The organism is Pelosinus sp. IPA-1, from assembly GCF_030269905.1.
Taxonomy (GTDB): domain Bacteria; phylum Bacillota; class Negativicutes; order DSM-13327; family DSM-13327; genus Pelosinus.
In genome coordinates this window covers 733227-759978 of record NZ_BSVC01000001.1, presented here as the reverse complement: position 1 = coordinate 759978, position 26752 = coordinate 733227, and the positions used below count along the sequence as shown (strand labels likewise).

The following is a 26752-nucleotide window of genomic DNA, read 5'->3' as shown; positions in this document are numbered from 1 at the left end:
TTAGCTATATAGCCCTAATGCATATTATCAGACTTTCTAAGTATCACTAACTCCAGCGGATCATTCTCTGCTGGAGTTTTATGATGTATCCTAACAATTTCAATTATTTGAGGACATTCACCAATGTCCCTTAGCATAGCGGCACTGCGTTCAGCATGATGAAAATAGACATAAAATGCATGGCGAAGATTACTTAGTTTATTGCCTCGCCCTAGCCTACCCCATTTTTTTGCCCAACTCGGAGCCAGACGGTGTCCAATTACAGTGATAATCTTATCAAATGTACTAACATCATTCTTAATTTTCCCTACATCATGGAGTAAAGCACATTTCACTAACAGTATAGCGTCGATTTTAGGGTGGCTTTTTGCTAAGTCAAGAGCTGTATAGGCTACATTAAGGGCATGCCTTTGATCAGGTACGTTCATATTCCAAAATAATCCCTCGGCAGGGGAGCTTAAATAGAAGCTTACAAAATTTCTATCTTCTTGTGTAATCTTTGCAGTAAGTGCAGCAATTACTTGTTTTAGTCGGTTAAACATGTATCCATCCACCTATTACTCTACATAAACCAAACTGACATAACCTTTGCTTCTTTGACTGGTCTCAGCTGCTATTTTTGACTGAGGAATCAAAGCAAGTTCTACACATTGACCTGATTTACGCAATGATTCTGCTTGTCCAATGGCCGCTGCCAACTTATCTTCTCCCCAACCAACATAAACACTTTTGCAATTGGGAGTACCAATAATACCTTGACGTTCTAGTGCTAACAATACGCGTTCTATACCTAAGGCAAAACCAGTAGCACCAGAGTTCATACCAAAAGAGTTTAACATAGTATCATACCGGCCGCCACCACATATGGGAAAACCAAGTCCTGGTGTGTAACATTCAAACACCATACCTGTGTAATATTCAAAATCACGAATAATTCCTAAATCAAAATCTACATATTGGGCAACGCCGTAACTTTCTAACAAACTATAGATAGCAGATAAATTATCTAAAGCCTTGCGACTCTTCTCATTGGTTACCATACTATAAGCTTCTTTAAGCATTTCTTTTGTACCATGAAGTAATGGTATATTCTTAAGTAACTTTTGTTCTCCTTCTGGTAAACCGCTATTGACAAGAATTTCATCTAATCCTACTAAATTTCTTGTCACCATAGCTTGTTTTACCTGTTGTCTTTGAGAGAGAGAAAGCTCACTTTGTTCCATTATACCGTTAATAAAATCCACTTGCCCCAAACCAATTTGAAACTTTTGTAACCCGGATGTAAGCATGGCTTCTACAGCCAACGCGATGACTTCTGCATCAGCGGTAGGCTCAGAAACTCCCATAATTTCCACACCAGCTTGATAAAATTCGCATTGTCTTCCAGCCTGAGCTTGCTCATAACGAAATACATTTGTTAAGTAAAATAATTTCATTGGACTGGGACTTTCCTTAAAACGAGTCGCTGCAACCCGCGCCATAGGAGTCGTCATATCTGAGCGAAGCGCTAAGATTCGGTTGTTCTTATCAAAGAATTTAAACATATGCTGTTCTAGCTCATTGCCAGCTCCTACAGCCATTGTTTCTAAATATTCCATCGTCGGAGTCACAACCTCATCATAGCCCCAACTAGCAAATAAATGGGCTAAAGCCCCTTCTACAGCGCGTTTCTGCTTAGCTTCTTTCGGCAGAAAATCTCTTGTACCATAGGGAATTTGTGGCACGAATTCATCTTGACCCATAAAAATAAACACTCCTAACTTAGTTGAAATATTTTCTGACCCTACTTATTTTGGCTTTCAATTCGTTCTAACATAAACTTATATCCATCTGCACCATAATTCAAGCAACGCTTTACTCGACTAATCGTTGCAGTACTTGCTCCTGTTTTGTCGACAATATCATCATAGGTATGACCAGCCTTTAGCATCCGTGCTACTTCCATCCGTTGGGCAAGAGACTTCAATTCACTTACTGTACAAATGTCTTCAAAAAACTGATAACATTCTTCTTCATTTTCTAGCAGTAATATAGAACGGAATAATTGATCTGTCAGTTCATCTTTCAACTTGGGATTCGTAGCCATATTTCTTTCCTCCTACTGTAGGATAAATCCTTTATCCCTTTTAAGCTTTACTTAGTGAAATTATAACATTGCCATTCCTAATTTGCAAAGTGATTTTTTTCTTGACACCATTTTTCAAAAATGATAATATATGTTTCAACAAGTTAATATTTTTTCATCAAGAGCAGTTGAGGGAATGGCCCTATGAAGCTGCGGCAACCATTCACTTTTGTGAAACGGTGCCAATTCCACAGGATCTAATCCTGGCAGATGAAGCGCAATTCAGATTGATAGCACGCTTCATTATTGTGAAGCGGTTTTTTTATGCATCAAAAGATTATAAGGAGGGAAAGATTCCATTGATTAGACTTGAAAATATAGAAAAAGTATACCAAAGCGACAACGGCACAATTCACGCTTTAAATGGAGTTAATTTAACTGTTGAACAAGGAGAGATTTTCGGGATTATCGGAACAAGTGGCGCTGGAAAAAGCACACTAATCCGTTGCATTAATATGTTAGAACGTCCTACTAAAGGTACTGTAATAGTGGATGACCAAGAACTAACGTCTTTAAACGAACAAGAATTACGAGAACAGCGTAAAAAAATAGGCATGATCTTTCAACACTTCAACTTACTATCTTCTCGGACGGTTTATCAAAATATAGCCTTCCCCTTAGAACTGGCAAAGCGTAGTAAAGAAGAGATCGATACAGAGGTTATGCATTTACTCGCATTAGTTGGACTTACTGATAAAAAGGATCAATATCCATCTCAGCTAAGCGGCGGGCAGAAACAACGGGTTGGTATTGCAAGGGCATTAGCAAATCACCCTAAAGTACTCTTGTGCGATGAGGCCACTTCTGCCCTTGACCCCCAAACAACCAAGTCTATTTTAGAATTATTAAAAGATATTAACCGCAAATTCCAACTCACGATCGTGCTTATTACTCATGAAATGCAGGTTATCAAAGAAATCTGTAATCAGGTTGCAGTCATTGAGGGGGGCAGGATCATTGAGCAGGGCAATGTAATTGATATTTTCACTCAACCCCAAGCAAATACTACTAAGGAATTTATTAGTGCTATCATCAATCATAACTTACCAGACTTCTTCAATGATATTACCTTATCACCAGTACCTACTGCTGATAGCAATCTTATTTTGCGTTTATCCTTTATTGGTCACTCTACCGAAGAACCTGTTATTTCTAGTATGATTCGTCGTTTTAACATTGATGCCAGTATTTTATACGGGAACATAGATCATATTCAAACAACTCCTTTTGGTACATTAATTGTAGAACTATCAGGTGAACAGGCAGCTCTTCAGCAAGCACTTAGTTATTTAAAAACACGTGAATTAGGAATTGAGGTGATTGGTTATGTCGCAAGACATGCTCGCGTTGCTGGTTAAATCCTTATGGGAAACTACCTATATGGTTGCTGTTTCTAGCTTTATCTCAGCTCTCATTGGTATACCTTTAGGTATTATTTTAGTAACTACGAATAAAGGACATATTCTTGAAAATACTTCCCTTAATCGAATATTAGGGGCTATTGTAAATGCGACTCGCTCCACACCCTTCATTATTTTAATGGTAGCTATTATTCCAGTCACTCGATTATTAGTTGGTACTTCCATCGGCACCAATGCGGCCATCGTCCCACTAAGCATTGCCGCCATCCCTTTTGTCGCTCGTATCGTAGAATCAGCTCTCAAGGAAGTTGATTATGGTGTCATTGAAGCAGCACAAGCCATGGGCGCATCTCCTAGAGAAATCATTACAAAGGTCCTAATTCCAGAAGCTATGCCCGCAATTGTACTTGGATTAACATTAACAATTATTAGTCTTATTGGCTACTCGGCCATGGCTGGAGCCATTGGCGGCGGCGGTTTAGGAGATTTAGCCATTCGCTATGGCTACCAACGTTTCCGGGCTGATATCATGTTAATCACTGTTATTATCTTAATTGCACAAGTACAAATCGTACAGTCCACTGGCGATTATCTATCCAATCGTCTCAACAAAAAATAGGAGCAGCACGAATTGAGTTTTTAGGTGCTTTCTATAAAAAAATTTCAGGGGGATTATAAATAATGAAAAAACTGGTTCTTGTTCTTATTGGAATTCTTAGTTTAGGTCTATTAGTGAGCGGATGCAGCCAAGAAAAGGCTCCTGCAAGTCCAGCAAGTAAAGCTACTGTACTAAAAGTTGGCGCTACGGCAGTACCTCATGCAGAAATTTTAAATGTAATTAAACCAACTTTAGCTAAAGAGGGCATTGATTTGCAAATCGTTGAATTTACTGATTACGTAAAACCAAATATTGCTGTGGCTGAAAAAGAATTAGATGCAAACTTCTTTCAACACATTCCTTACCTTACTAAATTTTCTACAGAACGTAATTTGGCATTAACCTATACTGCAGCAGTGCATATCGAACCGATGGGTATTTACTCTAAGAAAATTAAAAATCTAAACGAACTTGCTGCTGGCGCTAAAGTTGCCATTCCTAATGACCCCACTAATGGTGGCCGTGCTCTTGCACTTCTTGAAAAAGCAGGCATTATTAAATTAAAAGACGGTGTAGGTGTTAGTGCGACAGTAAATGATATTGTAACTAATTCCAAAAACATTCAAATCAGCGAATTAGAGGCTCCTCAACTTCCACGTGTTCTTGAAGATGTAGCGATTGCTGTTATTAATACCAACTATGCATTAGAAGCAAAATTAGTACCAACAAAAGATGCTCTATTTATTGAGCAAAAAGATTCACCTTATGTTAATATACTAACGGTGCGTAAAGGTGATGAAAATCGTCCCGAAATTCAAAAATTAACAAAAGCTTTGACTTCTGATGAAGTAAAGAAATTTATTAATGAAAAATACCAAGGTGCTGTCGTACCAGCATTTTAAAAACCAGGAGGGAACTTTGTGGGAAAAAGGCTGAAAATCCTCACGACTTTCTTATTGCTAGTAGTAATCGCGGCATTATTGTCGTGGCATAGTCTACAACATATGAATTCCGTATACAAACCAATAAAGGTGGGAGTTTCAGCTGGCCCTCAATCTGAAATCATGAGCCTAGTGAAAACACTAGTTGCAAAGGATGGCCTCGATGTTCAAATCATTGAGTTTACTGATTATAGTAAACTCAATGATTCTTTGTATCACGGAAAGATTCGTATGAACAGTTTTCAACACCAGCCCTATCTTACTTCTATACAAGAAGATTATAATCACGAACTGACTGCTATTGCAAAAACCATATTATCCCCTATGGGCATCTACTCAAAAAGAATAAAAAATTTGTCCGATGTACCAAGTGGCGGCAAAGTTGCCATCCCCAAAGATTTAACGAATGGCAGTCGAGCCTTATTACTACTAGAAAAAACAGGTCTTATTACCTGCCGTAATATAGAAAGTTACACAAGAACAGTAAACGATATTGTTGATAATCCTTTGCATCTTACTTTTCTAGAAATTGATTCAGCGCAAATGAGCACTGTTATTAATAGTGTTGACCTTGCTCTTATTAATGTGAACTATGTTACTATGGCAAACTTAATACCTGTAAAGGACGCACTTGCCTTGGAGGACAATAACTCACCCTATGTTATGTTGTTGGTGGCTCGTACTAGGGATACATATGATAAGGATCTAGAGAAAATCATCAAAGCGTATCACTCAGAAGAAGTTAAAAATTTTGTGAAGGAACGGTATCAAGGTACCCTGATACCAGCTTGGTAGGTATAGACGGAATATATTAAAAAGGTCCCCCTAATGTAGTGCACAAACTACTACAATAGGGGGACCTTTCTGCTATTGGTGTTTTTGGGTTTTGTCTTATCAGGGGATGAACTTCATTTATTTTTGATACTGAGGTTTACCATCTTTAAAGTATACGACATCAAGTTTTGATCGTTCTGCAATCTCAAAGCCCACATCCAAACCCCTGCCAATATCTTTTACATGGTGCGCATCGGAGCCAATTGTTACTAAACGTCCACCTACTTCATAAAAACGTTTGTAGATTGGCATAATGATCTCCACAGCTTCTTTTGTGACCAGCCGTCTAGTATTAATCTCCAACGCTTTTCCCTTTTGGGCAACAATAAGTAAAACCTCATCAATATAATCTTTAAATTCATGATAATAGACTTCTGGATCTTTAAAACGAGCGTATCTAGCAATGTAATCAATGTGACCTAAACTATGAATACTATCATAGCAGGTTACACATTGTTTCATTGTTTTAAAATATTGTTCATATACATCCTTCTTATCTCTCTCATGATAAAATTCAGCTGCATAAATATCAATATTATCAATGACATGCACTGACCCAATCACATAATCAAAGGGATATTTTTCTACCAATTTGCAATTTTCCTCTAAGCAATCCGAACGCATCCCTATTTCTATGCCTAAAAGGACTTTGTCACTACGAAATGTATTATAATCAGCAAAATATTTCTCTACATCAAAAATAAATGACATAGGTTCCGGGTAGGCGATGTCCATATGTTCCGTAATCGTTATACCAATATCTAATTCTCGCCCCCGTGCCACAGCTTCATCCATTTTCATTTTTGAATCGGTAGAAAAACACGTATGCATGTGACTATCAAATAACATCAGTTACCTCCTATCTAACCCCTCTTCGTCTACTTCTGTATTATAGTTGTTACACAAAAATGCAAAAAATCCTGCTTACTATGCAGTTTATTCTACTTTCCTATTTTTCACTCAATCTAGTAATTCATACATACTAGTTGCTTTTTAATCTTCCTCAACATGTTTTATGTATACATGTAAAACTTCCATCGAAATATGTTGAATTTTGTACTTTTTCGTATTATACTTAAGACAAGTTAAGGAATTAAATTCCAGCATAAAACCACATCCTGTACTGGGGGTGATTCCATTGAACAATTTAGATATTTTGCCAACGTACAATATGGGAGATGATTCCGTTGAACATTCTAATGGAGTCCATAATTTCATATAAATGAGGCTAAGAAGTGTTATACTTTTTACCTCTTCTTAAGTGTCTAATGCCACTTAATAGTACAATTACTTTAATTGTACAGGAAGAGCCCAATGCTACGGCAGGAGGTTTTCGCAATGGTTAGAGAAACTCTTAGTGACGTCTTTTCCATCTTCTGTATCTGGATAGTCGTTCCCTTAATAGCTGTTAGCTTATTGTACCTCTTAATTAAAAGCGGAAACCTACTGCTGTGGACAATCTTCCCCTTATTAGCAGTTGTGTTTTTCATAAAGAAGCAAATCACCAAGGCTAAGGCACCGCAACACTATAATATTATTTAAAGTAAAAAGCTTGATCTCAATGAGATCAAGCTTTTTTATACATTCAAGAAACAGAACTGAAAAACTCAAATCTAGATAATATATTCTTTACGTTACTAGTTATTTATCCCTATATAAAACATAACCATATAGTCATGTTCGATTATTTCTTCATTGAGAGGCTGCACCATAAAGAAAAAGATCGGTAATTGCATGAGCTGTTTCGCTAATATCTTCTGTAACAAAACAACGAAATACAAAGGTAACAATAACGCTAAATAAGCAATGAGCGGCCCTTGTCGCATCACAACTGGCGCGAATCGCCCCCTTTTCCTTTGCTTCTACTAGTACTTTTTCGATCATTCCAATGGTTTCACAAAAACAGGTTTGGTATTTATCAAGTTGCTCTTGACTAAAATTTGACGATCCAGTAACTCCAAACCCCCGCACTTCATGCATCATCACTCGCCATAAGTCAGCATTTTCTACGTAGAACTCTAAAAATGCTTTAATCATGGTTTCAATTTTTTGAAAAGGAGGTTCCGAAGAATTTACGATATCTTCTAAAATAGTCTGAAATGGAGCGCTGCACTCTTTGATCAAGGTATAGAAAAGCTGCTCTTTATTGACAAAATAGTTATATACAGTCCCCTTCCCCGTGTCAGCTAAAGCAATAATTTCATCAACAGTAGCACGATGATACCCTTTACGAGAAAAAACTACATAAGCTGCCTGCAATATATGCTGACGTTTATTTTGCGAATCATGAGAACCAATTGTATCACGGAAATGCTTCATTTCTGCCTCCAAATCATTTTTATAGACTATTTTTGAGCAATTTCTACCATCTATGTAAATTTTTTAATTATTACAACATTTTTCCTGCGCACTATGGACTACGCAGTCATTAAATTACTTAAATAAAGCTCTGCTATATTTAAGCAGAGCTTTATTTAAGTAATTTAATTATACCATTCCAAATCAAACCTGACAATGAGTGCTAATTTTTTTATTTAAAAAAGTCTCGCAGTGCCAATCCCTAGCCAGGTAGCAAAAAATCCTAGAATACAATTTGATATTATATTATACATTGCCAACGCCAAACTGCCGTCCTCCATTAATTTAAAGGTTTCATAACTAAAGGAAGAGAAGGTGGTTAATCCCCCAACAAACCCAACTGTAACAATCAATCGCCAATAAGGACTTATAATAAACTTTTCTGTTGTTGCTGCCATAAAAGCGCCTATGATAAAACAGCCAACAACATTTACTATCAATGTGCCGTAAGGAAATCCTGTACCAAAACGTCCAGCTGCCCAGATAGATACCAAATAACGAGTAGTTGCGCCAATACTTCCCCCAACCGCTACCGCCAACACGTTTAACAAAACTATCACCTCACCTATTGTAGTTATTAGCGTTTAGGCGGCTTATTTCCATATTTAATTACTTGAATTTCATCAATAATGACTAAACCCTCTTGCACCATTTCATCAAGTAACGGCAATAACTTATCCATATACTCCTCGCTGTCTATTATTTCTACCACTATAGGTAAATCACTAGACAGATCTAGAATTTTTGCTGTATGTATACGACTGTTCGCACCATAACCCATTAAACCACGAACTACAGTAGCTCCTGCCATATCTAATTCTTTTGCTTTTTCCACCAGCGCTTGGTATAGGGGCTTTCCCTTATAGCGATCTGTTTCACCAATATAAATTCGTAGCCTTTTAGCCTGACTAGTAATTTTCGGCATTGTATCCCCCCTGATTTTAATGAACCTTCTTTCTATTATAAAACAAAATCTTTTATGTTGCATTCTTATCTTTGTTTTTGCTAGAAAAATAAGAAAGTGTCACAGCGCTCAGCGTGACACTTTCTTCCATCACTTATTTTATACAAATCAGTACCTTGGATCTGTACCACTTCTTATAGATCTTGCTGAAAGAGAGCCGTGGACAAATAACGTTCTCCTGAATCAGGTAGCAATACGACAATATTTTTCCCTTTATTTTCAGGCCGGTTTGCAAGCTGAATCGCAGCAAAAGTAGCAGCACCGCTTGAAATACCTACGAGCAATCCTTCTGATTTAGCTAATTCTCGAGCTGCTGTGAATGCATCTTCATTGTGCACACCAAAAATTTCATCTACAACGTCTAAGTTAATTACTGCAGGTACAAATCCGGCTCCGATTCCCTGAATCTTATGAGGACCAGGCTTTCCACCGGATAACACAGGTGAATCAAATGGCTCTACTGCAACAATCTTAATATTAGGATTTCGTTTTTTTAATACTTCCGCTACCCCCGTAATGGTACCTCCAGTACCTACACCAGCAACGAAGATATCTACTTGTCCGTCTGTATCTCTCCAGATTTCTTCAGCTGTCGTTTGCCTGTGTATTTCAGGATTAGCAGGATTATTAAACTGTTGTAAGATAATCGAATTACTATTTTCGTCAACCAATTGTTCAGCCTTGCCAATAGCCCCTTTCATCCCCTCTACACCTGGTGTTAATACTAATTCAGCGCCCAAGGCTTTCAGTAGATTACGTCTTTCTATACTCATAGTATCAGGCATGCATAAAACTAATTTGTAGCCCTTTGCAGCCGCAACAAAGGCTAAGGCGATACCTGTATTACCACTGGTAGGTTCAATAATCGTAGTATCTTTATTAATGAGTCCTTGTTTTTCCGCTTCCGCAATCATAGCATAACCAATACGATCTTTTACACTGCTCAACGGATTAAAATATTCTAATTTAGCAATTACTTTTGCCCCTATTGCTTTTTCCTTATTATAGTTAGTAAGTTCCAACAGCGGTGTATTACCGATGAGATCCGTCAACTGTTTTGCAATCTTAGCCATAGTAAATTACCTCCACCAATTTTATTAGCTAGCTACGAAAAGAAAAAGGCTAAGGAAGCTCCCCTCAAAAAGGAGCATTCCTTAGCCTTCAGTTTTCTGATCAGCCGCTCAATATTTCATTAAATATAAATTAACACAAATAACAAACTTTGTCAATCCTTTTTAAATACCATCGCCATAAATTCCTTCGACTTCAGGAAAACGACGCTTTTCGGTTTTTTCAACCTGAACTGCTTTACCATCCTTTATTTTTATAACCAACTGCCCATATTTTAAAGAAGATAGTTCTCCTAATATTTTATTGCGAAGAACACTGGTTTCCTCTATACTTTTTTTCTCTTTTCCAGTTTGGGTTTTTTTCTGATTTGAAATAATAATTTTTTCAGTACGCTCAATCTGAATAATGTGTCCATCTTGCACTACTAAAACGATTTCACCAAAATCTATGTTTTGGATACTCTCATCAATGACTGCAAGTGCTTTTGCAGAAAATGAACTTTTTTCCTTCATATTGACTTCTCCTTTATTCCGAAAGTGCCTGTTCTAAATCAGTGATAATATCTTGAGCATCTTCAATACCTACCGATAAACGTAATAAACAGTCCGATATTCCTAGTCGCTCACGAACATCACTAGGCACATCCGCATGGGTCTGCACCGCTGGTAATGTAATAAGGGATTCTACCCCGCCTAGACTCTCAGCAAATCGAATTAATTTAACCTTTCGCAATACTTGCGCTGCCAATTGGGAATTATCAACAACAAAGGACAGCATGCCTCCATAACCCGAGGACTGACTATCATGTATTTCCTTCCCTGGATGCTCCATTAAACCTGGATAATATACATTTACCACTTTGGGATGCTTTTTTAGCCATTTGGCAATAATTTGAGAATTTTCATTATGCTTTTCCATACGCAATGCTAAGGTTTTTATACTGCGAATTAATAACCAACTATCACTCGGCCCAAGAACTCCGCCTGTTGAATTTTGTACATAGCGTATACGGGCACCTAACTCAGCGTCTCGAGCAACAACCAATCCACAGACTAGATCATTATGACCTGCTAAATATTTAGTACCACTGTGAATTACGATATCAGCTCCGAGTTCTAAGGGACGTTGAAAATAAGGCGTTAAAAAAGTATTATCAACGATTGTATGAATATTCATTTCCTGCGCTAGTGCAATTATAGCACGTATATCAACAATTTTCATTAATGGGTTGGTAGGTGTTTCTACCAAAATAGCCTTCGTTAGAGGGGTAATCGCTTGTGCTACCTCTTCTTTACTACTGCCGTCTACAAAGCTTACCGTTAACCCAAAATTACTGAATATCTTATCGATCACTCTATAGGTACCACCATAACAGTCTTCTACTACAACTAAATGATCTCCTGATTTATAAATCATTAGTATCGCTGTAATCGCAGCCATGCCTGAAGAAAAGGCTAATCCTACTGCACCGCCTTCTAATGTAGCAATTCCCTCTTCTAATACTTTTCTTGTAGGATTTTGGCTACGGGTATAGTCAAAACCAGTACTCTCACCAAGAGCCGGATGGCGAAAGGTAGCGGATTGATAGATAGGTGTGCTTAGCGCTCCTGTTTTTGTATCCGTACAGACACCAATGTGTACAATTTTAGAGTCTAATCTCATAATATCCTCCTATTTTATGTTTTCTAAATAAAATAAACCTCTTTCCGAGGAAAGAGGTTTATGCAATGAAAAACGTCTTCCTCTTATCTTTCAGGATAATTATCCTGCTGGAATTAGCACCACTGCATTACTGCCGGTTGCTGGGTGTCATAGGGCCAGTCCCTCGACCACTCTCGATAAGAGCTTATTTATTTTTTTGATAATACCATATATAAATGATCTCTGTCAATACTTATCTAATTTTTTAAAGGTGGTATCATAGCCAGTTACATACTAAAAACTTTGATTTTTCCTGGAGCAACCCGAATATCAAGGGGAAGCTTAGGACCTAACTCTCCATCCAAATCACTATCTACCTCTTCTGTACATTCAATGTAAATATGTTCGGCTTGTATACAAGTAACATATTTACTATTACAGTGTATGCCTTTTAAAAAGCTGATAAATAAACCCATTAATTCTGGCAGATTACATTTATTTACAATAAATAAATCAAGTTTACCATCATCAATCTTAGCGTCTGGTACTAGATTAGGGAATCCCCCTACATTGCCACTATTCATTACAAGAAACAAAAATACGTCTTCCTCTATGACTTGGCCATCAGCAACAAATCGCATTTTTAAAGCTCGAAAATTAGGCAGCTCTCCAAGGCCTTTTAAATAATAAGCTATTTTCCCCAGTGTATTTTTTAGCATACTATCCGCACTGTGGGCTACTGATGTCAGCAGTCCAGCACTAGCAACATTAAAAAAGTATTTATTATTTACTTTTCCTACATCAAAGGTTTTGCTTTTTCCTGCAGTAATAACTTCTACACAAGTTTCAATATTTTTATCTAATTGTAGATAAGCCGCAAAATCATTTGATGTACCACTAGGAATAATGCCTAATGGCAAATCAATTTCACCTTCAAGCATACTATTTATCACCTCATGAATGGTTCCATCCCCACCCGATGCAATAATGCCATCTACAGCTATTTCCCGAGATAACATAACGAAACTCTTAGTCTCTTGTTCATTACTAACTCGCAGTGGAATGATGATACATCCCTTTTTTTGAAAACATTCAATCACATGATCTAATTTAAATTTAAAACTTGCATCACCTGATACAGGGTTATACACAAGAATAAACTTTCGCAAGCACAGATCCCTCCTTGGTGCAATAACAATAATACACTTACTTTCCTATATATAATCTATTGTATTTCATTCTAAGTATAAAAGTCTAGCAATTTATCCGATTACTAAACCGCTCTAAGACTCCCATCTTCTATAAGTGGGAGTTAAAACTCCATATGAATCAAGTCTTCTTTATCTAGGATAATTGTAGATATTACCTGTTTACATAATACATTTTTTTCAGTATTATTATTCTGTTAGTAATTATAAATTATCACTCTACTAAAATAGGAGGTTATTATATGAATAAATACCGTAAGCCCATTATACTTCTTACCCTTCTCACTTTCTCTTTCACTTTAATTATGCCAATACCTGCGGCAATGGCGGCTTCGCCTTTGGATACATTATCCCAAACTATGTCTTCGGACAATAATAAATCGTCTTCCTTTAATTTCTTAAATGTATTGATTGGCATGTTATTAGGAAATTTATTAGGGAAAAGCAATCCGCTCCAAAATCCAGCCGTCAATATCACGCCTTTAGCACCATCTAATGATGGTAAGTCACTTACTAATACAGACAAAGGTAATGCTATAATCGCAACTGCCAAAACCTATTTGGGCGTCCCTTATGTCTTTGGAGGAGAATCACCTGTTACCGGGCTTGACTGTTCAAGTTTTACCCAACTTGTTATGAAAGAAAATGGTATTACTCTTCCTCGGACTGCAGCTGAGCAATATGAAATAGGTACTCCTGTAGATAAATCAAATCTACAAATTGGCGACTTAATTTTCTTCACCACATATAAACCTGGTGCATCTCATGTTGGTTTCTATATGGGTAATCAACAATTTATTCATGATAGTTCCGTTGCAAAACAAGTAACAATTAGTTCTTTGAGTGACGCTTATTACACGGAACATTATATTGGAGCGCGTCGTTACATTAAGTAAAAAGATAAAGTCCTTCTTTGAAGACCAGCACTTACTCAGTGCTGGTTTTTCCTTTAACTCGATACTCTTAACTATGCCGTAAACAAAAAAGCACAGGCTACAACCTATGCTCTTAAAAACTTATAAAGATAGTACATCCAATTTATCGTTTTCCTGCTATGTTCAAACCCCGCTATCCAGCAGGTGGGTGCTTTAAAAATCATGCTTTTACCGTCCTCTCCTAGGAGGCGTGATAGCTACATAATCGTAGGCTCCCAAAATCGATGAGTCGGTTGAACATAGCTAAGAGTAACGTGTACCCTAGAAATACTATCGTTTTACATTTCGTATAATATCACAGAATTGTCAGAAAATCAAGTCATGATGCCTAACTTTTCATTATCGGAGATGTTGTCATTCAGGTTACTGACCAGTAGATAGATTCCACCTTTATGAGGAATTAATCTATGTTCTTGCACATCGATATGTTTTACAATTTCGAATTGATTGCGTTCATAGGTTCGTCTTGCTACTGCATTATCAGCCATCACCATTAAACTTAGTCTGTTATACCCATTGTCTTTTGCTCTTTGCTTTGTCAATTCAATTAATTTACTCCCAATACCTGTGCCACGAAATGCACCATCTACATAAATGGAATCTAAAAACCAGCTATCCTCAACTCGCGAATTATAGAAATCTTTTAGAAATGTGAGTCGGTCATTAGGAAAGAAACTTCTAGTATTATCGGTAATGCCATGATATCGGGCTGAATAAGAATAAACAATGCCTACAATATTCCCTTGATACTCTGCAACAATTGCATTTTCATAGGAATCAGTTCCCTGCTTTTCTTTTATTGATTTCGCCATTACTTGGGTGGGCGTATATTGATCTAGCAAATCATGAAACAAAAATTCTACAATGCCACCTGATGCACGATCGATTCCTTCAGCAATTTTGAGACTATCTTCTTCTCTTCCAGTACGGTATATAATATCCATAATTATATAACCTCCTTAATCTAAAAATAGTATTATATGCTTCTAACACTAAATTTAAATGCAGAAGCGTAATTTTAATCTAGTATTGGATATAATTATACAATATTTTTCTTGATATGTTACACTTTTTTTAATACAAAAAGTATCTCAATAATTGAACGCCATAAGAAAAACGCTTCGCGTCCTTTTTTAAATAAACGTTTTGAAACACAAAGACACAAAGCCGCTTTGCGGACACGGAGAACACAAAGGGGTAGAAAATGTCTCTGTGTTCTTTGTTCATCTTTGTGTTCTCTGTGTTTAACGTGCTCTTTTGTGTGCTGCATTGCATCTTTGTGGTTCAGTGGTTTTACCCCAAAAAACTTATACTTTCTGATTATAGAACAAAGAGGCATTTGACGGCTCGCATAGCGAGCTATCAAATGCCTCTTATATTCGAAGGAGTTACTTTTTACTTCTTATGATTGAGCAAGTCTTTTATACGTTGCCAATCTTTCTTTAGCGTCTTTTTCTGTTTTCGCAAATAATGCTTCAGCTGTTTCTGGGTATTGTTTCTTAAGGGATGCAAATCTTACTTCGCCCATCAAGAATTCTTGGAAATTAGCTGTTGGTTCTTTGGAGTCCAGAATGAACGGGTTCTTGTCTTGATCTTTCAATGCTGGGTTATATCTGTACATGCCCCAATATCCGCATTCTACAGCATTTTTAATTTCAAGTTGGCTAAAGCCCATGCCTTTTCTTAAACCGTGGCTGATACAAGGAGCATATGCAATTACAAGGGATGGACCTGGATATGCTTCTGCTTCAGCAATTGCTTTTAATGCTTGATTTTTATCAGCACCCATAGCAATCTGCGCTACATACACATAGCCATAACTCATAGCCATCATACCAAGATCTTTTTTCTTCGTCATTTTTCCGCTAGCAGCAAATTGAGCAATCGCTGCGGCAGGAGTTGATTTAGAAGCTTGACCGCCAGTATTTGAATAGATTTCAGTATCAAGTACTAAAACATTTACATCTTCTCCAGACGCTAACACGTGATCTAAACCGCCGTAGCCGATATCGTAAGCCCAGCCGTCGCCACCGAAGATCCATTGTGATCTCTTAACTAAGAAATCTTTGTTTTTATCAATTTCGTTCAATATTGCATTGTCGCCTTTTTCCGCAGCAACAAGGGCAGTGACACGATCAGCTCTCAAACGACTTGCTTCACCGCTATCCTTATGATCTAACCAATCTGCCAAAGCAGCTTTTAGCTCTGCACTAACGTTGAGTTCCATAGCTTCTTTCACTGTAGCAGCTAATTTTTCTCTTAACGCTTTTACGCCTAAATGCATACCAAGACCAAATTCAGCATTATCTTCAAATAGGGAGTTAGCCCAAGCTGGACCATGTCCTTCATTATTTGTTGTATATGGTATCGACGGAGCACTTCCGCCCCAGATAGATGTACAACCAGTAGCGTTAGCAACCATCATTCTATCACCGAACAATTGGGTAACAAGTTTAACGTAAGGAGTTTCACCACAACCTGCACAAGCACCAGAGAATTCTAATAAAGGCTGCTCGAATTGGCTTCCCTTAACAGTATTCTTATTCATAGGATTTTCTTTTTTCGAAATATTGTCTAGATGATCCCACAATGGTACTTCATTCATTTGCGTATCAAGTGGTTTCATGATTAATGCTTTTTCTTTTGCAGGGCAAACTTCAGCACAGTTTCCACAACCAGTACAATCAAGAGGGGAAATTGCTAATCTAAACTGCAAGTCTTTAGCGCCGACCGCGGCTTTTGCAGTAAATCCTTCTGGAGCATTTTTCATTTCCTCTTCATTCACTAGAACAGGTCTGATTACAGCATGTGGACATACAAATGCGCACTGATTACATTGGATACATTTATCCATTTGCCATTCAGGAACATTAATCGCAATACCACGTTTTTCATAAGCAGATGTTCCAAGTGGGAATGTACCATCTTCCATGCTACCAACGAAAGCACTAACTGGCAATGAATCGCCTTCTTGTCTATTCATTGGCACAAGGATTTTTTCGATAAATTCAGGTACTTCTTTCTTAGCTTCAGAACTGCAAGCACAAGCAAATAGTGCTGCATCTTTTTTGCTATCAGCAGCATTCTTCCAGCTTTCTGGAATTGTTACCTTTACAATTGATTCTACGCCTTTATCAATTGCAGCATTGTTCATATCAATTACTTTTTGACCTTTATTACCATAAGAACCTACAACTGCGTCTTTTAGATAGTTAACAGCATCTTCAACTGGAATGATATGTGCAATTTTAAAGAATGCGGATTGCATAATCATATTGATTCTGCCGCCCAAACCAATTTCTTGCGCAATTTTAACTGCATTCAATGTATAGAAATTGATGTTGTTTACTGCAATATAACGTTTCATGAAACCTGGTAATTTTTCTTCTAACTCGTCTTGGTCCCAAATACAATTCAATAAGAAATTGCCATTTGGTTTTAAACCAGCCAATACGTCATATTTATCAACATAGGATTGGTTATGACAAGCAACAAAATCAGCTTTGTTAATCAAATAAGGAGACTTAATTGGTTTTTTACCAAATCTAAGGTGAGATACTGTGATACCACCTGATTTTTTAGAATCATAAGCGAAATATGCTTGTGCATACATGTCTGTTTTATCACCGATGATTTTAATCGCACTCTTGTTAGCACCAACTGTACCATCAGAACCAAGACCCCAGAACTTACAAGCTTTTGTTCCTTCAGGAGTTGTATCAACATCTGCAGCAGTTGGCAGAGATTTGAAAGTTACATCATCAACAATACCGAAAGTAAAGCCATCTTTAGGTTCACTTGCTTTTAGATTTTCATAAACAGCAACGATATGAGCTGGTACTACATCCTTAGAACCTAAACCGTATCTACCGCCGACAATTACAGGGCGTGATGCACGATTATAGAAAGCAGTTTTTACATCAAGGTATAATGGTTCAGCTAAAGAACCAGGTTCTTTTGTTCTATCAAGAACAGCAATTTTCTTAACAGTTTCAGGAATATATTTGAAGAAATGTTCGATAGAGAATGGTCTGTATAAGTGAACATTCAATAAACCAACTTTTTCGCCATTTGCATTCAAATAATCTACAGTTTCTTCAATTGCTTCACATGCGGAACCCATAGCAATAATCATTCTGTCTGCATCTGGCGCACCATAGTAATTGAAAAGATGATAATTTCTGCCTGTAATTTTATTAATTTCAGCCATGTAGTTTTCTACGATTTCTGGTAAAGCATCGTAATATTTATTGGAAACTTCTCTTTCTTGGAAATAAATATCAGGATTTTGTGCAGTACCGCGAAGAACTGGATGATCAGGATTCAATGCATTTCTTCTGAAAGAATCAACAGCATTCTGATCTAAGAGTTTTGCTAATTCATCATATTCGATGGTTTCGATCTTTTGAATTTCATGGGATGTTCTAAATCCATCAAAGAAGTTGATGAAAGGAACTTTTCCTTTTAATGCTGATAAATGAGCTACAGCGCTTAAATCCATAACTTCTTGTACACTACTTTCAGCAAGTAAAGCACAGCCAGTTTGTCTAGCAGCCATAACATCTTGATGATCGCCAAATATATTGAGAGCATTTGTAGCCAATGCTCTAGCACTAACATGGAATACAGCTGGCAACAACTCTCCAGCTACCTTATACATGTTAGGAATCATTAGCAAAAGACCTTGTGATGCCGTATATGTAGTAGTTAACGCACCTGCTTGCAAAGAACCATGCACTGCACCGGCTGCACCAGCCTCTGACTGCATTTCCATAACTTTTACAGTTTGGCCAAAAAGATTTTTCTTACCCTGAGCTGACCATTCATCAACGGCTTCTGCCATAGGTGAGGATGGTGTAATTGGGAAGATTGCCGCCACGTCTGTAAAGGCATAAGAAATATAAGCTGCTGCAGTATTCCCATCCATCGTCTTCATTTTTCTCATAAGTATCTCCTTCTTTCTCTTTATGTTACTAAATGCGACAAGTAAAATGTATACAATATTCATGAATTATAATATTGTTTTACACCATTTTTACTTCACCACAATTTTATACTCAGATTACATTCGACATTAATTTTAAAACTCCTATATACCAATAAAAAATATTTTATTTTTTTTAATAATTTTATTGACATTTACCAAATTTTCTGATAACCAGAAAATATAGTTTTATTCTTTTTAGTTATCACCTTTATTACTAGAAGATACTTTAATGTTTTTTAAACCATTCTCACCAAATTCTTCATCGTATTTTTTATGAAAAACCATCTCTTTTTCAAATCGCTCATTAATCGCCATTTGTAGAATATTCATTTCACCATAGGTATCTATAAAATCTCGTCTTGCTAATCTTTCAATTAACTCTTCCCAAAAAGTAGCATTTTCATATTTTTCAAGATGTTTTACAATGTTAGAATTTGTTGTAAACTCCTTATTAAGATAGATTTCACCTGTTTTATCATTTTTTTCTATCAGATTTTCCATACCAAATTCGTTCGCTGCTGCCATTACTTTTTGTCCTAGTTCTTGGTAAGCACTTGTTTCGTCACCTTTTTCTTCTGAATGAGCATGTAACATCCAATCCGCTGCGTAAAGCATATCTAATAGAGTTTGATATTCTTTCTTAGTAAAATTAATTTTCATATTTTCTCCTTTTTTAATACCACGTTCAAAACTTCAATTTATAAGTGGCGTTTTTATACTATTGTGCTTACTACACACTCAATTAAATAAATAGCCTTGACATGAAAAGTGCCAAGGCTATTTATTATAGACAAGCCTATAACTTCGTATAGTCTCCACGTTTTACTCTTTGAGGTAAACCTGGAGAGTCTTTTCCCCTTTGCGTTACTTCATCTATTGGAATCATAAGCTCCCGAGCAATAATTTCTTTTACCCGTGAACGACAAAATGCACCTTGACATCTGCCCATACCAGCGCGGGTACGTCTTTTTATGGCATCTATTGATTTTATGGGCAGGTCTCTATGTAAGGCATCAACTATTTCAGCTTCTGTTACTTGCTCGCACCTACAAATGATATGTTCATCAGGATTTTCAGCATTTATATCACCTTTGAATGCTTCCTCTTTCACTTTGATAATTGGTTTACGATTTGGTTCGAAATCAGGTTTATTGATAAAATTTAAACCAGCATTCTTAAGTATTTCAACGACCTTTAATGCAATTGCTGGGGAAGCAGTTAACCCTGGAGAATCAATACCAACTAAATTTATAAAGCGTCCTACACGACTTTCCTCAATCACCCAATCTTTTTTGTTGGAAACAGGTCTATTGCCAGCAAATGATGTGATTGCTTTTTTCATATTAAAAGCAGGTACTGATAATCTTGCTGTTTTTACGATATACTCTAGCGCCTCTTCTGTCGTACTTACATCCTCTTTATCATCAATCTCTTCTGCATTGGGACCTACCATTAGGTTTCCGTGATATGTAGTGGTAACAAGAATGCCCTTGCCGAGTTCGGTAGGAACTTGAAAGATAACGGAACTAGCTAAATAGTTCTCTTCTTTATCAAGAAGAACATATTGACCTCTCCGAGGTGTAATTTTAAAATCATCGATTCCTACCATACTTGCTATTTTATCGCTATATACACCCGCTGCATTAATTACATAACTTGCCCGTATTTCTCCCTTATTGGTGGACACGATAAAATAGTCATCTCTTTTTTCTATACCAGTAACTTCTGTATTTAATTTTAATTCTACCCCATTGGTTACTGCATTTTCCATTAAGGCTACCACAAACTCATAAGGGGAAGTTACCCCTGCATTGGCGCAATAAAGTGCCGCTTTTACATCTTTACTTACATAAGGTTCCATCTCTCTAACCTTATCCCCATCTATGATGGAAAGTCCTCCAACTCCATTTTGGATGCCATATTGATATAGCTTTTCTAATGTTTTCGTATCCTCATCACGAAAACCTAAAACCATAGATCCAGTTTCTCTATACCCAAAATGTAGCTCCTTATTTAATTGGTCATACATTCTATTTCCCTTGACACATAACTCAGCCTTTACTGTGCCTGGTTCATCAGAATATCCACCATGAACAATACCACTATTTGCTTTGGATGCTCCACAGCTTACATCTTCTTCTTTTTCTAAGAGACACACACTCATCTTATATTTTGCTAATTCTCTTGCTATATTAGCCCCCACGGTACCAGCACCAATAATACAAATATCGTACATATAAATCCTCCTCATCGCTTTATCCTATATCTTATTATACATGAATACTGATTTGTATTTCTATAGGACTTGCTTGCCGATAACGTAATAAATTAACTACTTGCTAACTTGCACTACCAAGCCTACTATTTCTTCCCTAGGTTCTTCTACAAATAAGGTCAAAACAAAGCCAACAACAGGCAAACAAGCTAAGATTGTAAATATTAAGGGCATTCCCCAAATATCAGCCACCTTGCCTAAGGCTAATACTCCCATAGCACCTAAACCAACACTTAAACCAATGGTTAACCCTGAGGCCATTCCTACATTATTGGGCATCATCTTTTGTGCTAACACCAAACTGCTAGTAAAAGTTGCTGATAATAATATACTTGCGCATGATAGTACTACAAATGCTCCAACATCTCCGACAATGGGAAACAAATATAATAATAGAGAAATGGGTAAAATAGAATATAGCATAACACGTTTGCTGCCAAACCGATCACTCATCGCACCACCAACTAGTGTTCCAAGGGCACTAGTCGCCAAATATACGGTTAGTAGGGAACTTGCATACATCTCACTACCATGAAGGTAAGATACATAATATAGGGGTACAAAGGTGCTAATGCCTGCCGCTACTGTTGACCTTGATAACACCATCCCTAGCAGCGATAATAAGGGCCAATTAATAGAAGCTCTTAAAGTTTTTAAGCTACCAACCTGTTTGACTTCTGGTTTTGGTAAATTTCGAGTCATTTGAATGAGTGGAATTCCTAGTAAAGCGTAAGGGACAATATAAAATAAAACTCCTGCACTAACATCACTATATAATAAGGTAGCTAATAGTAATGATCCGATAGCAAAACCTCCATTACCGCCCACCGCAAATAAACTGACTCCTTTGCCTTTTGCTTTGCCACTCAGGCGATTGGCTGTTTTGGCTGCCTCGGGATGAAACGCTGCCATACCAAGGCCCGTAATTGCCGTAAACAGCAATGTTAGATAGTAATGTGGTACTAGCAAAGAGGCGACCATAGCCACCCCTGAAAGTAAACACCCTACTGGCATAAGCCAAGGGCGAGGGCTACGATCACTAAAATATCCAAATAAAGGCTGACTAACAGACGACGTAAAATTTTGCATAAGAGCAATTGCACTAACCTCTGCATAACTTAACGCGAATTTAGCTTTTAAAAACGGTAATGCCACTAACAAGGCACCTGCAGACAAATCAGTAACGCCATGAGCCAAAACAACAATCCATAAGGCTTTTGGCATTTTCTTGACAATATTAAACAACTTGCTTCCTCCTAACTTTATGTGCGATTACAATACTTTGTTCTACTAAGTTTTTTCTAAGTTTCATATTAACCCCATATAATTATGGCAATTTGAGGAGATGTGACAATATGACTTTGGATATCCTACTACAAGATACCTGGCAAACCACTTTGGTTTTTATTACTTTACTGATCTTTACCCGTCTTCTTGACAAAAGCCAAGTCGGACAGTTAACTTTTTACGAATATGTCAGCGGTATCACCATAGGATCACTTGCAGGTACTATAGCAGCAGCTGATCCTGATAAATTATGGAGTAGTTATTATGACCTGGTACTATTTGTGGTGCTTACTTACTTAATATCAGTTTGTACATTAAAAAGCCGTCCTTTTAGAAAGTTGATTGAAGGTTCTCCCAGCATAATTATTGAAGATGGTCGTATCATCAAAGAAAATATGAGACCCTTACGATTTGATCTAGATGAACTAAATGCTATGTTACGCGGAAAAGATATTGTAGATATAAGTGAAGTACAATATGCCATTCTTGAGACAACAGGAGAAATGAGTATTATAAAAAAATCTGCCTCTCAACCATTAACCAAAAGCGATATGAATATCCATCTCCCCAATCCTACCCTTCCTATCGAAATTATTATGGATGGAGAAATTATTGAAAAAAATCTAGCTAAACAAAACCTGAGCCATGAGTGGTTAGAAAAGCAATTAGTACAACAAAATATAAAAAGTGCTTCCCAAGTTATGTATGGAGTGATTGATTCCAAGGGTCAGCTTTTCCTCAGTGCCAAAGGCAGTAAATTAGACTAACTTGTCACTTTCGTCTTAATGCCAGTTCAGTTGATACAATAATAGTATTGCCATACTAACGGCAGCTGTCGATTTAATAATGATCGCAATAATCTGCCCTTTCAATACGCTTTTCCCTACTCTTTTAGCTTGTTCTAGGTCTTTTGTTTTGCTGTATTCTGCCAAGGCAGTTGCAATAAAAGCCCCACATAACGCCCCCAATAAAGAGCCGATCACTGGTAAAATGGCCGTCCCCCATATGCCTCCTACTATAGTGCCGATAAACGTGGCAAACATTGCCCGTTTAGAGGCTTTTTCTTTTTTTGCCCCGACTACCCCTGCAACAAATTCAAGGATTTCAGCAATAATAAAAATTCCCAGTACAATCACCAAAACAGCATAGTCCATCTTATCAAAATGGTCATAATACCCATATAAAAGGCCCGTCAAAAGAATAAGAAGATTACCAGGTAAACCGATTATTGTCATTATAACACCAGCTAAAATAGCTAGAATAAATGCGATGTTAGCAATCATCACTGTAGATTCCACAGTACCCCCTCCTTACAATTCTGATCCTAATTATATTATTCCCTCTTCCCCTACAATTTACCTTTTAACTAAATTAGTGGATTTATTATATCACTTTCAACGTATTTATGTTACACTATATATAACTAGAGTATCACTTTCAGTCCTAAGTATTAAATGGAGGTGTTAGTGATGTTTGATAAAATTTTGGTTCCTGTTGACGGCTCTGAAGCAGCTTGGCGTGCCTTAGATTATGCCTGTGCATTAGGAAAACAGTTCCATAGTAAGATCAGTATTGTTCATGTGGTGCAAGCCCACTATACCCTACCAACCATTGGGATCAATGGTGAGGTTCCTTTTCTCTCTATTAATATTGAGGAAGTGGAAACGACAGGTTATAAAATCATTGAATTGGCAAAGGAAAGAATGGCTGAATACCCTAACTTTGAAGCCACTTTAGAATTTGGCCACCCAGCAGAACGTGTATTATCCCTTGTCAAAAATGATAGTTATGATTTAATTGTCATTGGTTCGAGAGGTCTGAGTGGTATTAGTGAATTTTTCTTAGGCAGTATTAGTGCAAATGTGTCTCAATATTCTCCTATCCCTGTCATGATTGTCAAGTAATTAACAAGGTTACCTATTTTAACAAAGCAGTCAGGAATATTCCTGACTGCTTTACTGATTTAAAAATATTTTTTTTGTATTGCTTCTTCTCTTTGATATCTTTCTAAAGCTAGCTGAATTAGTTTATCAATTAGGTCTTTATAAGCAATGCCACTATATTCCCAAAGTTTAGGGTACATGCTGATCGCTGTAAAACCCGGGATTGTATTAATCTCATTAATATAAATTGCAGATTCCTTCGTTAAGAAAAAATCAACTCTTGCCATTCCTTCACAACATAAGACTTGAAAGGCTTTTTTGGCAAGATTTTGCATCCTATAAGTCAATTCACTTGAAAGTTCTGCAGGAATTTGCAATTTTGCTCCTTTATCATCAATGTATTTTGCATCGTAGGAGTAAAAATCCTGTTGTGGAATGACGGCTCCCAAGATAGAAGCCTTAGGAGCTTCATTGCCTAAAACGGCACATTCAATTTCCTGACCTTGAATAAACTCTTCTAGCAAGATTTTACTATCAAAGGCAAAGGCTTCTTGTATCGCCTTACAGAATTCCTCTTCATTTCTGACCTTATTAATTCCTACTGAAGAGCCAAGATTGGCAGGTTTCACAAAAATCGGCAACCCTAATTCTTCTACTGCCGTAGTAAAGTCTATCTTGTCCTGCTCCCACTTCTTGTATGTCAAACATTTCGCAGTGGGGATTCCAGCATCTCTGAGTAAGCGTTTCGTAACATCCTTATCCATACCAATCGCTGAACCCAAAAGACTAGGGCCTACGAAAGGCAAATTGGCTAGTTTTAACAACCCTTGTACTGTTCCATCCTCGCCATATGCGCCATGGAGGATAGGAAAAACCACATCAATGTTTTTCGTAAAATTGGTTTTTCCAAAGCACAAAAGTTGTTGTTCGACCTTCCCCTGCTGTAAGACAACAGAAATCTCCGTATGTTTCAGTTTAATTTCTTTTGGGTTATGCTCATTGACCAAAAAATCCTCATTATCACATAAATACCATTGTCCATCTTTGTCAATACCAATTAAAGTAATTTCATATTTTTCTTTATCAATTGCGCCAATTACATTCTTTGCTGATTGCAAAGAAACTTCATGTTCTGTTGAATTTCCACCAAACAATATAGCAATATTTTTCTTTTCCATATTTTTACCCCCTAAAAGTTCTTAGTAATTCAAATAAATAGATTACTAATTAAAATATTTTTATTTTCATGATGAATGATGTTGATTTTATTTGCTATACTTATTATAGTCATATTTTCTACAGCTTTTATTGCTTAAACTGCTTACAATATTGTAAAAACTGCTCCAAAATGACGACTCCAGATAAAGAAGGGATACTTATGAACCAAGAACATTCCGAAATACACCATAAAAGAGGGTATCTGCATAAAGATTTTGAGTTTTTCCATATAAGTGATAATAAAGATATGCAGTTTGAGTTCCATTATCATGATTTTAATAAGATTATTATTTTCATTTCTGGAAAGGTAACTTATTTAATTGAAGGCAAAGCTTATAAATTAAAACCATGGGATATTCTTTTAGTAAATAATAATGAAATTCATAAACCGATGATTGATCAGCAGGAAACTTACGAACGTTTTGTCATTTGGGTGAATTCTTCTTTTCTTTTACAGCATAATGATGACCAATGCAATTTATTAACCTGCTTTGAAGAAGCGGCTGAAAAGAAACTAAATTTGCTGCGTTTATCCCCCGAGTTACTTCTAGGAATAAAGAATATTCTACTCCAGTTGGAAGATGCTTGTAATAGCCAAGAATTTGGTAGTAAGGTACTTAAGAATTCCTTATTCCTACAGTTTATTGTTCAACTCAATCGGATGTTTTTGGGTATTGAAATTAATCCTGAGCACCCAGATATAGAATATGATGAAACCATCGGACGCATCTTACATTATATTAATGCAAATCTAACGAAAGATTTATCTATGGATACGCTAGCGGCTACTTTCTACTTAAGTAAGTATTATTTAATGAGAAAGTTTAAACAACAAACTGGCTATACCATACATAATTACATCCTACAAAAGCGATTAATTACAGCGAATGCAATGATTCGAAAAGGCAATTCAATTACAGCTACTTATCTTGAATGTGGTTTTGGTGATTATTCAAACTTTGTTAGAGCTTTTAAAAAGACCTTTGGCCTTTCACCAAAAAGGCATTATAAAATGCTTCTAGAACAAGAAAAAAGTAAAAAATCCCACGACTAAAATACATTAGTT

The 26752-nt window shown here is 36.8% G+C and carries 27 protein-coding genes, 1 other RNA gene and 2 riboswitches; of the genes, 9 read left to right on the top strand and 19 right to left on the bottom strand.

Translation table 11 applies throughout. The annotated features are described in order from the left end of the window. Nucleotides 1-14 precede the first annotated feature (14 nt). From QSJ81_RS03495 to QSJ81_RS03485, 3 genes are read right to left on the bottom strand one after another with little or no spacing between them, the layout of a single operon-like run. Nucleotides 15-542, bottom strand: a complete 528-nt coding sequence (locus QSJ81_RS03495) for an HD domain-containing protein (protein ID WP_285716015.1) — start codon at nucleotides 540-542, stop codon at nucleotides 15-17. A 15-nt stretch (nucleotides 543-557) separates the two neighbouring features. Next, nucleotides 558-1742, bottom strand: coding sequence for an ATP phosphoribosyltransferase regulatory subunit (gene hisZ / locus QSJ81_RS03490; RefSeq protein WP_502929632.1), 1185 nt, complete (start codon nucleotides 1740-1742; stop codon nucleotides 558-560). A 41-nt stretch (nucleotides 1743-1783) separates the two neighbouring features. Continuing rightward, nucleotides 1784-2086, bottom strand: coding sequence for a YerC/YecD family TrpR-related protein (locus QSJ81_RS03485; protein WP_285716013.1), 303 nt, complete (start codon nucleotides 2084-2086; stop codon nucleotides 1784-1786). A gap of 151 nt (nucleotides 2087-2237) precedes the next feature. Continuing rightward, nucleotides 2238-2342, top strand: a riboswitch (SAM riboswitch). A gap of 82 nt (nucleotides 2343-2424) precedes the next feature. On the opposite strand from QSJ81_RS03485, the gene QSJ81_RS03480 reads away from it, so the two are divergent. The 4 genes from QSJ81_RS03480 (at nucleotide 2425) to QSJ81_RS03465 (ending at nucleotide 5820) form a co-directional block, all read left to right on the top strand. Then, the gene (locus tag QSJ81_RS03480; RefSeq protein WP_285716012.1) at nucleotides 2425-3483 is read left to right on the top strand and encodes a methionine ABC transporter ATP-binding protein; all 1059 of its coding nucleotides are present in this window, start codon (nucleotides 2425-2427) and stop codon (nucleotides 3481-3483) included. Then, complete coding sequence (locus QSJ81_RS03475; protein WP_038669521.1) at nucleotides 3452-4105, top strand: methionine ABC transporter permease; 654 nt, start codon at nucleotides 3452-3454, stop codon at nucleotides 4103-4105. The genes QSJ81_RS03480 and QSJ81_RS03475 overlap by 32 nt, the downstream gene beginning before the upstream one ends. Nucleotides 4106-4167: 62 nt before the next feature. Continuing rightward, on the top strand, nucleotides 4168-4986 hold the full coding sequence (locus tag QSJ81_RS03470; RefSeq protein WP_285716011.1) for a MetQ/NlpA family ABC transporter substrate-binding protein: 819 nt from the start codon (nucleotides 4168-4170) through the stop codon (nucleotides 4984-4986). An 18-nt stretch (nucleotides 4987-5004) separates the two neighbouring features. After that, nucleotides 5005-5820, top strand: a complete 816-nt coding sequence (locus QSJ81_RS03465; RefSeq protein WP_285716010.1) for a MetQ/NlpA family ABC transporter substrate-binding protein — start codon at nucleotides 5005-5007, stop codon at nucleotides 5818-5820. A 117-nt stretch (nucleotides 5821-5937) separates the two neighbouring features. On the opposite strand, the gene QSJ81_RS03460 is transcribed toward QSJ81_RS03465, so the two are convergent. Then, nucleotides 5938-6708 (bottom strand): histidinol phosphate phosphatase, encoded by a 771-nt coding sequence (locus QSJ81_RS03460; RefSeq protein WP_285716009.1) that lies wholly within the window; start codon nucleotides 6706-6708, stop codon nucleotides 5938-5940. Between the two features lie 489 nt (nucleotides 6709-7197). Here QSJ81_RS03460 and QSJ81_RS03455 point away from each other — a divergent pair, with 489 nt between their 5' ends. Next, entirely contained in the window at nucleotides 7198-7401 is a 204-nt protein-coding gene (locus tag QSJ81_RS03455; RefSeq protein WP_285716008.1) for a hypothetical protein, read from the top strand. 150 nt (nucleotides 7402-7551) lie between these two features. On the opposite strand, the gene QSJ81_RS03450 is transcribed toward QSJ81_RS03455, so the two are convergent. The 7 genes from QSJ81_RS03450 to QSJ81_RS03420 form a co-directional block, all read right to left on the bottom strand. Beyond that, complete coding sequence (locus QSJ81_RS03450; protein WP_285716007.1) at nucleotides 7552-8178, bottom strand: TetR/AcrR family transcriptional regulator; 627 nt, start codon at nucleotides 8176-8178, stop codon at nucleotides 7552-7554. Nucleotides 8179-8393: 215 nt separating this feature from the next. Beyond that, nucleotides 8394-8759, bottom strand: a complete 366-nt coding sequence (gene crcB, locus QSJ81_RS03445) for a fluoride efflux transporter CrcB (RefSeq protein ID WP_285716063.1) — start codon at nucleotides 8757-8759, stop codon at nucleotides 8394-8396. 35 nt (nucleotides 8760-8794) lie between these two features. Next, nucleotides 8795-9142, bottom strand: a complete 348-nt coding sequence (locus QSJ81_RS03440; RefSeq protein ID WP_285716006.1) for a DUF190 domain-containing protein — start codon at nucleotides 9140-9142, stop codon at nucleotides 8795-8797. Nucleotides 9143-9315: 173 nt separating this feature from the next. After that, a complete protein-coding gene (gene cysK, locus QSJ81_RS03435; RefSeq protein ID WP_285716005.1) occupies nucleotides 9316-10254 on the bottom strand; it encodes a cysteine synthase A in 939 nt (312 codons plus the stop codon). A gap of 162 nt (nucleotides 10255-10416) precedes the next feature. Continuing rightward, nucleotides 10417-10764 (bottom strand): DUF2292 domain-containing protein, encoded by a 348-nt coding sequence (locus QSJ81_RS03430; RefSeq protein WP_285716004.1) that lies wholly within the window; start codon nucleotides 10762-10764, stop codon nucleotides 10417-10419. 13 nt (nucleotides 10765-10777) lie between these two features. Beyond that, nucleotides 10778-11914, bottom strand: a complete 1137-nt coding sequence (locus QSJ81_RS03425) for a trans-sulfuration enzyme family protein (protein WP_285716003.1) — start codon at nucleotides 11912-11914, stop codon at nucleotides 10778-10780. An 80-nt stretch (nucleotides 11915-11994) separates the two neighbouring features. Beyond that, a riboswitch (SAM riboswitch) is annotated at nucleotides 11995-12097 on the bottom strand. Between the two features lie 83 nt (nucleotides 12098-12180). Continuing rightward, on the bottom strand, nucleotides 12181-13062 hold the full coding sequence (locus QSJ81_RS03420; protein ID WP_285716002.1) for a diacylglycerol/lipid kinase family protein: 882 nt from the start codon (nucleotides 13060-13062) through the stop codon (nucleotides 12181-12183). A 281-nt stretch (nucleotides 13063-13343) separates the two neighbouring features. Between QSJ81_RS03420 and QSJ81_RS03415 the strand changes: the two genes are divergently transcribed. After that, nucleotides 13344-13997 carry a C40 family peptidase gene (locus QSJ81_RS03415; RefSeq protein ID WP_285716001.1) on the top strand — a complete coding sequence of 218 codons (654 nt, stop codon included), beginning with the start codon at nucleotides 13344-13346 and terminating at the stop codon, nucleotides 13995-13997. 130 nt (nucleotides 13998-14127) lie between these two features. Here QSJ81_RS03415 and ssrS read toward each other — a convergent pair. The 6 genes from ssrS to QSJ81_RS03385 all read right to left on the bottom strand — a co-directional run bounded on the left by ssrS (nucleotide 14128) and on the right by QSJ81_RS03385 (nucleotide 22543). Next, nucleotides 14128-14307: non-coding RNA, 6S RNA (gene ssrS / locus QSJ81_RS03410), on the bottom strand. A 43-nt stretch (nucleotides 14308-14350) separates the two neighbouring features. Further along, complete coding sequence (locus QSJ81_RS03405) at nucleotides 14351-14980, bottom strand: GNAT family N-acetyltransferase (RefSeq protein WP_285716000.1); 630 nt, start codon at nucleotides 14978-14980, stop codon at nucleotides 14351-14353. 458 nt (nucleotides 14981-15438) lie between these two features. Next, entirely contained in the window at nucleotides 15439-18981 is a 3543-nt protein-coding gene (gene nifJ, locus QSJ81_RS03400; protein ID WP_285715999.1) for a pyruvate:ferredoxin (flavodoxin) oxidoreductase, read from the bottom strand. 237 nt (nucleotides 18982-19218) lie between these two features. Next, nucleotides 19219-19683 (bottom strand): hypothetical protein, encoded by a 465-nt coding sequence (locus tag QSJ81_RS03395; RefSeq protein ID WP_285715998.1) that lies wholly within the window; start codon nucleotides 19681-19683, stop codon nucleotides 19219-19221. Between the two features lie 136 nt (nucleotides 19684-19819). After that, nucleotides 19820-21259, bottom strand: a complete 1440-nt coding sequence (locus tag QSJ81_RS03390) for an NAD(P)/FAD-dependent oxidoreductase (protein WP_285715997.1) — start codon at nucleotides 21257-21259, stop codon at nucleotides 19820-19822. 96 nt (nucleotides 21260-21355) lie between these two features. Continuing rightward, complete coding sequence (locus tag QSJ81_RS03385; protein ID WP_285715996.1) at nucleotides 21356-22543, bottom strand: MFS transporter; 1188 nt, start codon at nucleotides 22541-22543, stop codon at nucleotides 21356-21358. A 110-nt stretch (nucleotides 22544-22653) separates the two neighbouring features. Here QSJ81_RS03385 and QSJ81_RS03380 point away from each other — a divergent pair, with 110 nt between their 5' ends. Continuing rightward, nucleotides 22654-23352 carry a YetF domain-containing protein gene (locus tag QSJ81_RS03380; protein WP_285715995.1) on the top strand — a complete coding sequence of 233 codons (699 nt, stop codon included), beginning with the start codon at nucleotides 22654-22656 and terminating at the stop codon, nucleotides 23350-23352. 15 nt (nucleotides 23353-23367) lie between these two features. Here the strand turns inward: QSJ81_RS03380 and QSJ81_RS03375 are convergent, their stop codons facing one another. Continuing rightward, a complete protein-coding gene (locus tag QSJ81_RS03375; RefSeq protein WP_285715994.1) occupies nucleotides 23368-23883 on the bottom strand; it encodes a DUF456 family protein in 516 nt (171 codons plus the stop codon). A gap of 171 nt (nucleotides 23884-24054) precedes the next feature. Here QSJ81_RS03375 and QSJ81_RS03370 point away from each other — a divergent pair, with 171 nt between their 5' ends. Continuing rightward, on the top strand, nucleotides 24055-24489 hold the full coding sequence (locus QSJ81_RS03370; RefSeq protein ID WP_285715993.1) for a universal stress protein: 435 nt from the start codon (nucleotides 24055-24057) through the stop codon (nucleotides 24487-24489). A gap of 59 nt (nucleotides 24490-24548) precedes the next feature. Here the strand turns inward: QSJ81_RS03370 and ddlA are convergent, their stop codons facing one another. Next, on the bottom strand, nucleotides 24549-25646 hold the full coding sequence (gene ddlA / locus QSJ81_RS03365) for a D-alanine--D-alanine ligase (protein ID WP_285715992.1): 1098 nt from the start codon (nucleotides 25644-25646) through the stop codon (nucleotides 24549-24551). A 200-nt stretch (nucleotides 25647-25846) separates the two neighbouring features. On the opposite strand from ddlA, the gene QSJ81_RS03360 reads away from it, so the two are divergent. Then, nucleotides 25847-26740, top strand: a complete 894-nt coding sequence (locus tag QSJ81_RS03360; protein ID WP_285715991.1) for an AraC family transcriptional regulator — start codon at nucleotides 25847-25849, stop codon at nucleotides 26738-26740. Nucleotides 26741-26752 lie beyond the last annotated feature (12 nt).

Bases quoted from the DNA above. Each gene is read 5' to 3' on its own strand.
- QSJ81_RS03495 (WP_285716015.1), bottom strand. From the start codon at position 542: ATGTTTAACCGACTAAAACAAGTAATTGCTGCACTTACTGCAAAGATT.
- hisZ (WP_502929632.1), bottom strand. From the start codon at position 1,742: ATGGGTCAAGATGAATTCGTGCCACAAATTCCCTATGGTACAAGAGAT.
- QSJ81_RS03485 (WP_285716013.1), bottom strand. From the start codon at position 2,086: ATGGCTACGAATCCCAAGTTGAAAGATGAACTGACAGATCAATTATTC.
- QSJ81_RS03475 (WP_038669521.1), top strand. From the start codon at position 3,452: ATGTCGCAAGACATGCTCGCGTTGCTGGTTAAATCCTTATGGGAAACT.
- QSJ81_RS03470 (WP_285716011.1), top strand. From the start codon at position 4,168: ATGAAAAAACTGGTTCTTGTTCTTATTGGAATTCTTAGTTTAGGTCTA.
- QSJ81_RS03460 (WP_285716009.1), bottom strand. From the start codon at position 6,708: ATGTTATTTGATAGTCACATGCATACGTGTTTTTCTACCGATTCAAAA.
- QSJ81_RS03455 (WP_285716008.1), top strand. From the start codon at position 7,198: ATGGTTAGAGAAACTCTTAGTGACGTCTTTTCCATCTTCTGTATCTGG.
- QSJ81_RS03450 (WP_285716007.1), bottom strand. From the start codon at position 8,178: ATGAAGCATTTCCGTGATACAATTGGTTCTCATGATTCGCAAAATAAA.
- QSJ81_RS03440 (WP_285716006.1), bottom strand. From the start codon at position 9,142: ATGCCGAAAATTACTAGTCAGGCTAAAAGGCTACGAATTTATATTGGT.
- cysK (WP_285716005.1), bottom strand. From the start codon at position 10,254: ATGGCTAAGATTGCAAAACAGTTGACGGATCTCATCGGTAATACACCG.
- QSJ81_RS03430 (WP_285716004.1), bottom strand. From the start codon at position 10,764: ATGAAGGAAAAAAGTTCATTTTCTGCAAAAGCACTTGCAGTCATTGAT.
- QSJ81_RS03425 (WP_285716003.1), bottom strand. From the start codon at position 11,914: ATGAGATTAGACTCTAAAATTGTACACATTGGTGTCTGTACGGATACA.
- QSJ81_RS03415 (WP_285716001.1), top strand. From the start codon at position 13,344: ATGAATAAATACCGTAAGCCCATTATACTTCTTACCCTTCTCACTTTC.
- QSJ81_RS03405 (WP_285716000.1), bottom strand. From the start codon at position 14,980: ATGGATATTATATACCGTACTGGAAGAGAAGAAGATAGTCTCAAAATT.
- nifJ (WP_285715999.1), bottom strand. From the start codon at position 18,981: ATGAGAAAAATGAAGACGATGGATGGGAATACTGCAGCAGCTTATATT.
- QSJ81_RS03395 (WP_285715998.1), bottom strand. From the start codon at position 19,683: ATGAAAATTAATTTTACTAAGAAAGAATATCAAACTCTATTAGATATG.
- QSJ81_RS03390 (WP_285715997.1), bottom strand. From the start codon at position 21,259: ATGTACGATATTTGTATTATTGGTGCTGGTACCGTGGGGGCTAATATA.
- QSJ81_RS03380 (WP_285715995.1), top strand. From the start codon at position 22,654: ATGACTTTGGATATCCTACTACAAGATACCTGGCAAACCACTTTGGTT.
- QSJ81_RS03370 (WP_285715993.1), top strand. From the start codon at position 24,055: ATGTTTGATAAAATTTTGGTTCCTGTTGACGGCTCTGAAGCAGCTTGG.
- ddlA (WP_285715992.1), bottom strand. From the start codon at position 25,646: ATGGAAAAGAAAAATATTGCTATATTGTTTGGTGGAAATTCAACAGAA.
- QSJ81_RS03360 (WP_285715991.1), top strand. From the start codon at position 25,847: ATGAACCAAGAACATTCCGAAATACACCATAAAAGAGGGTATCTGCAT.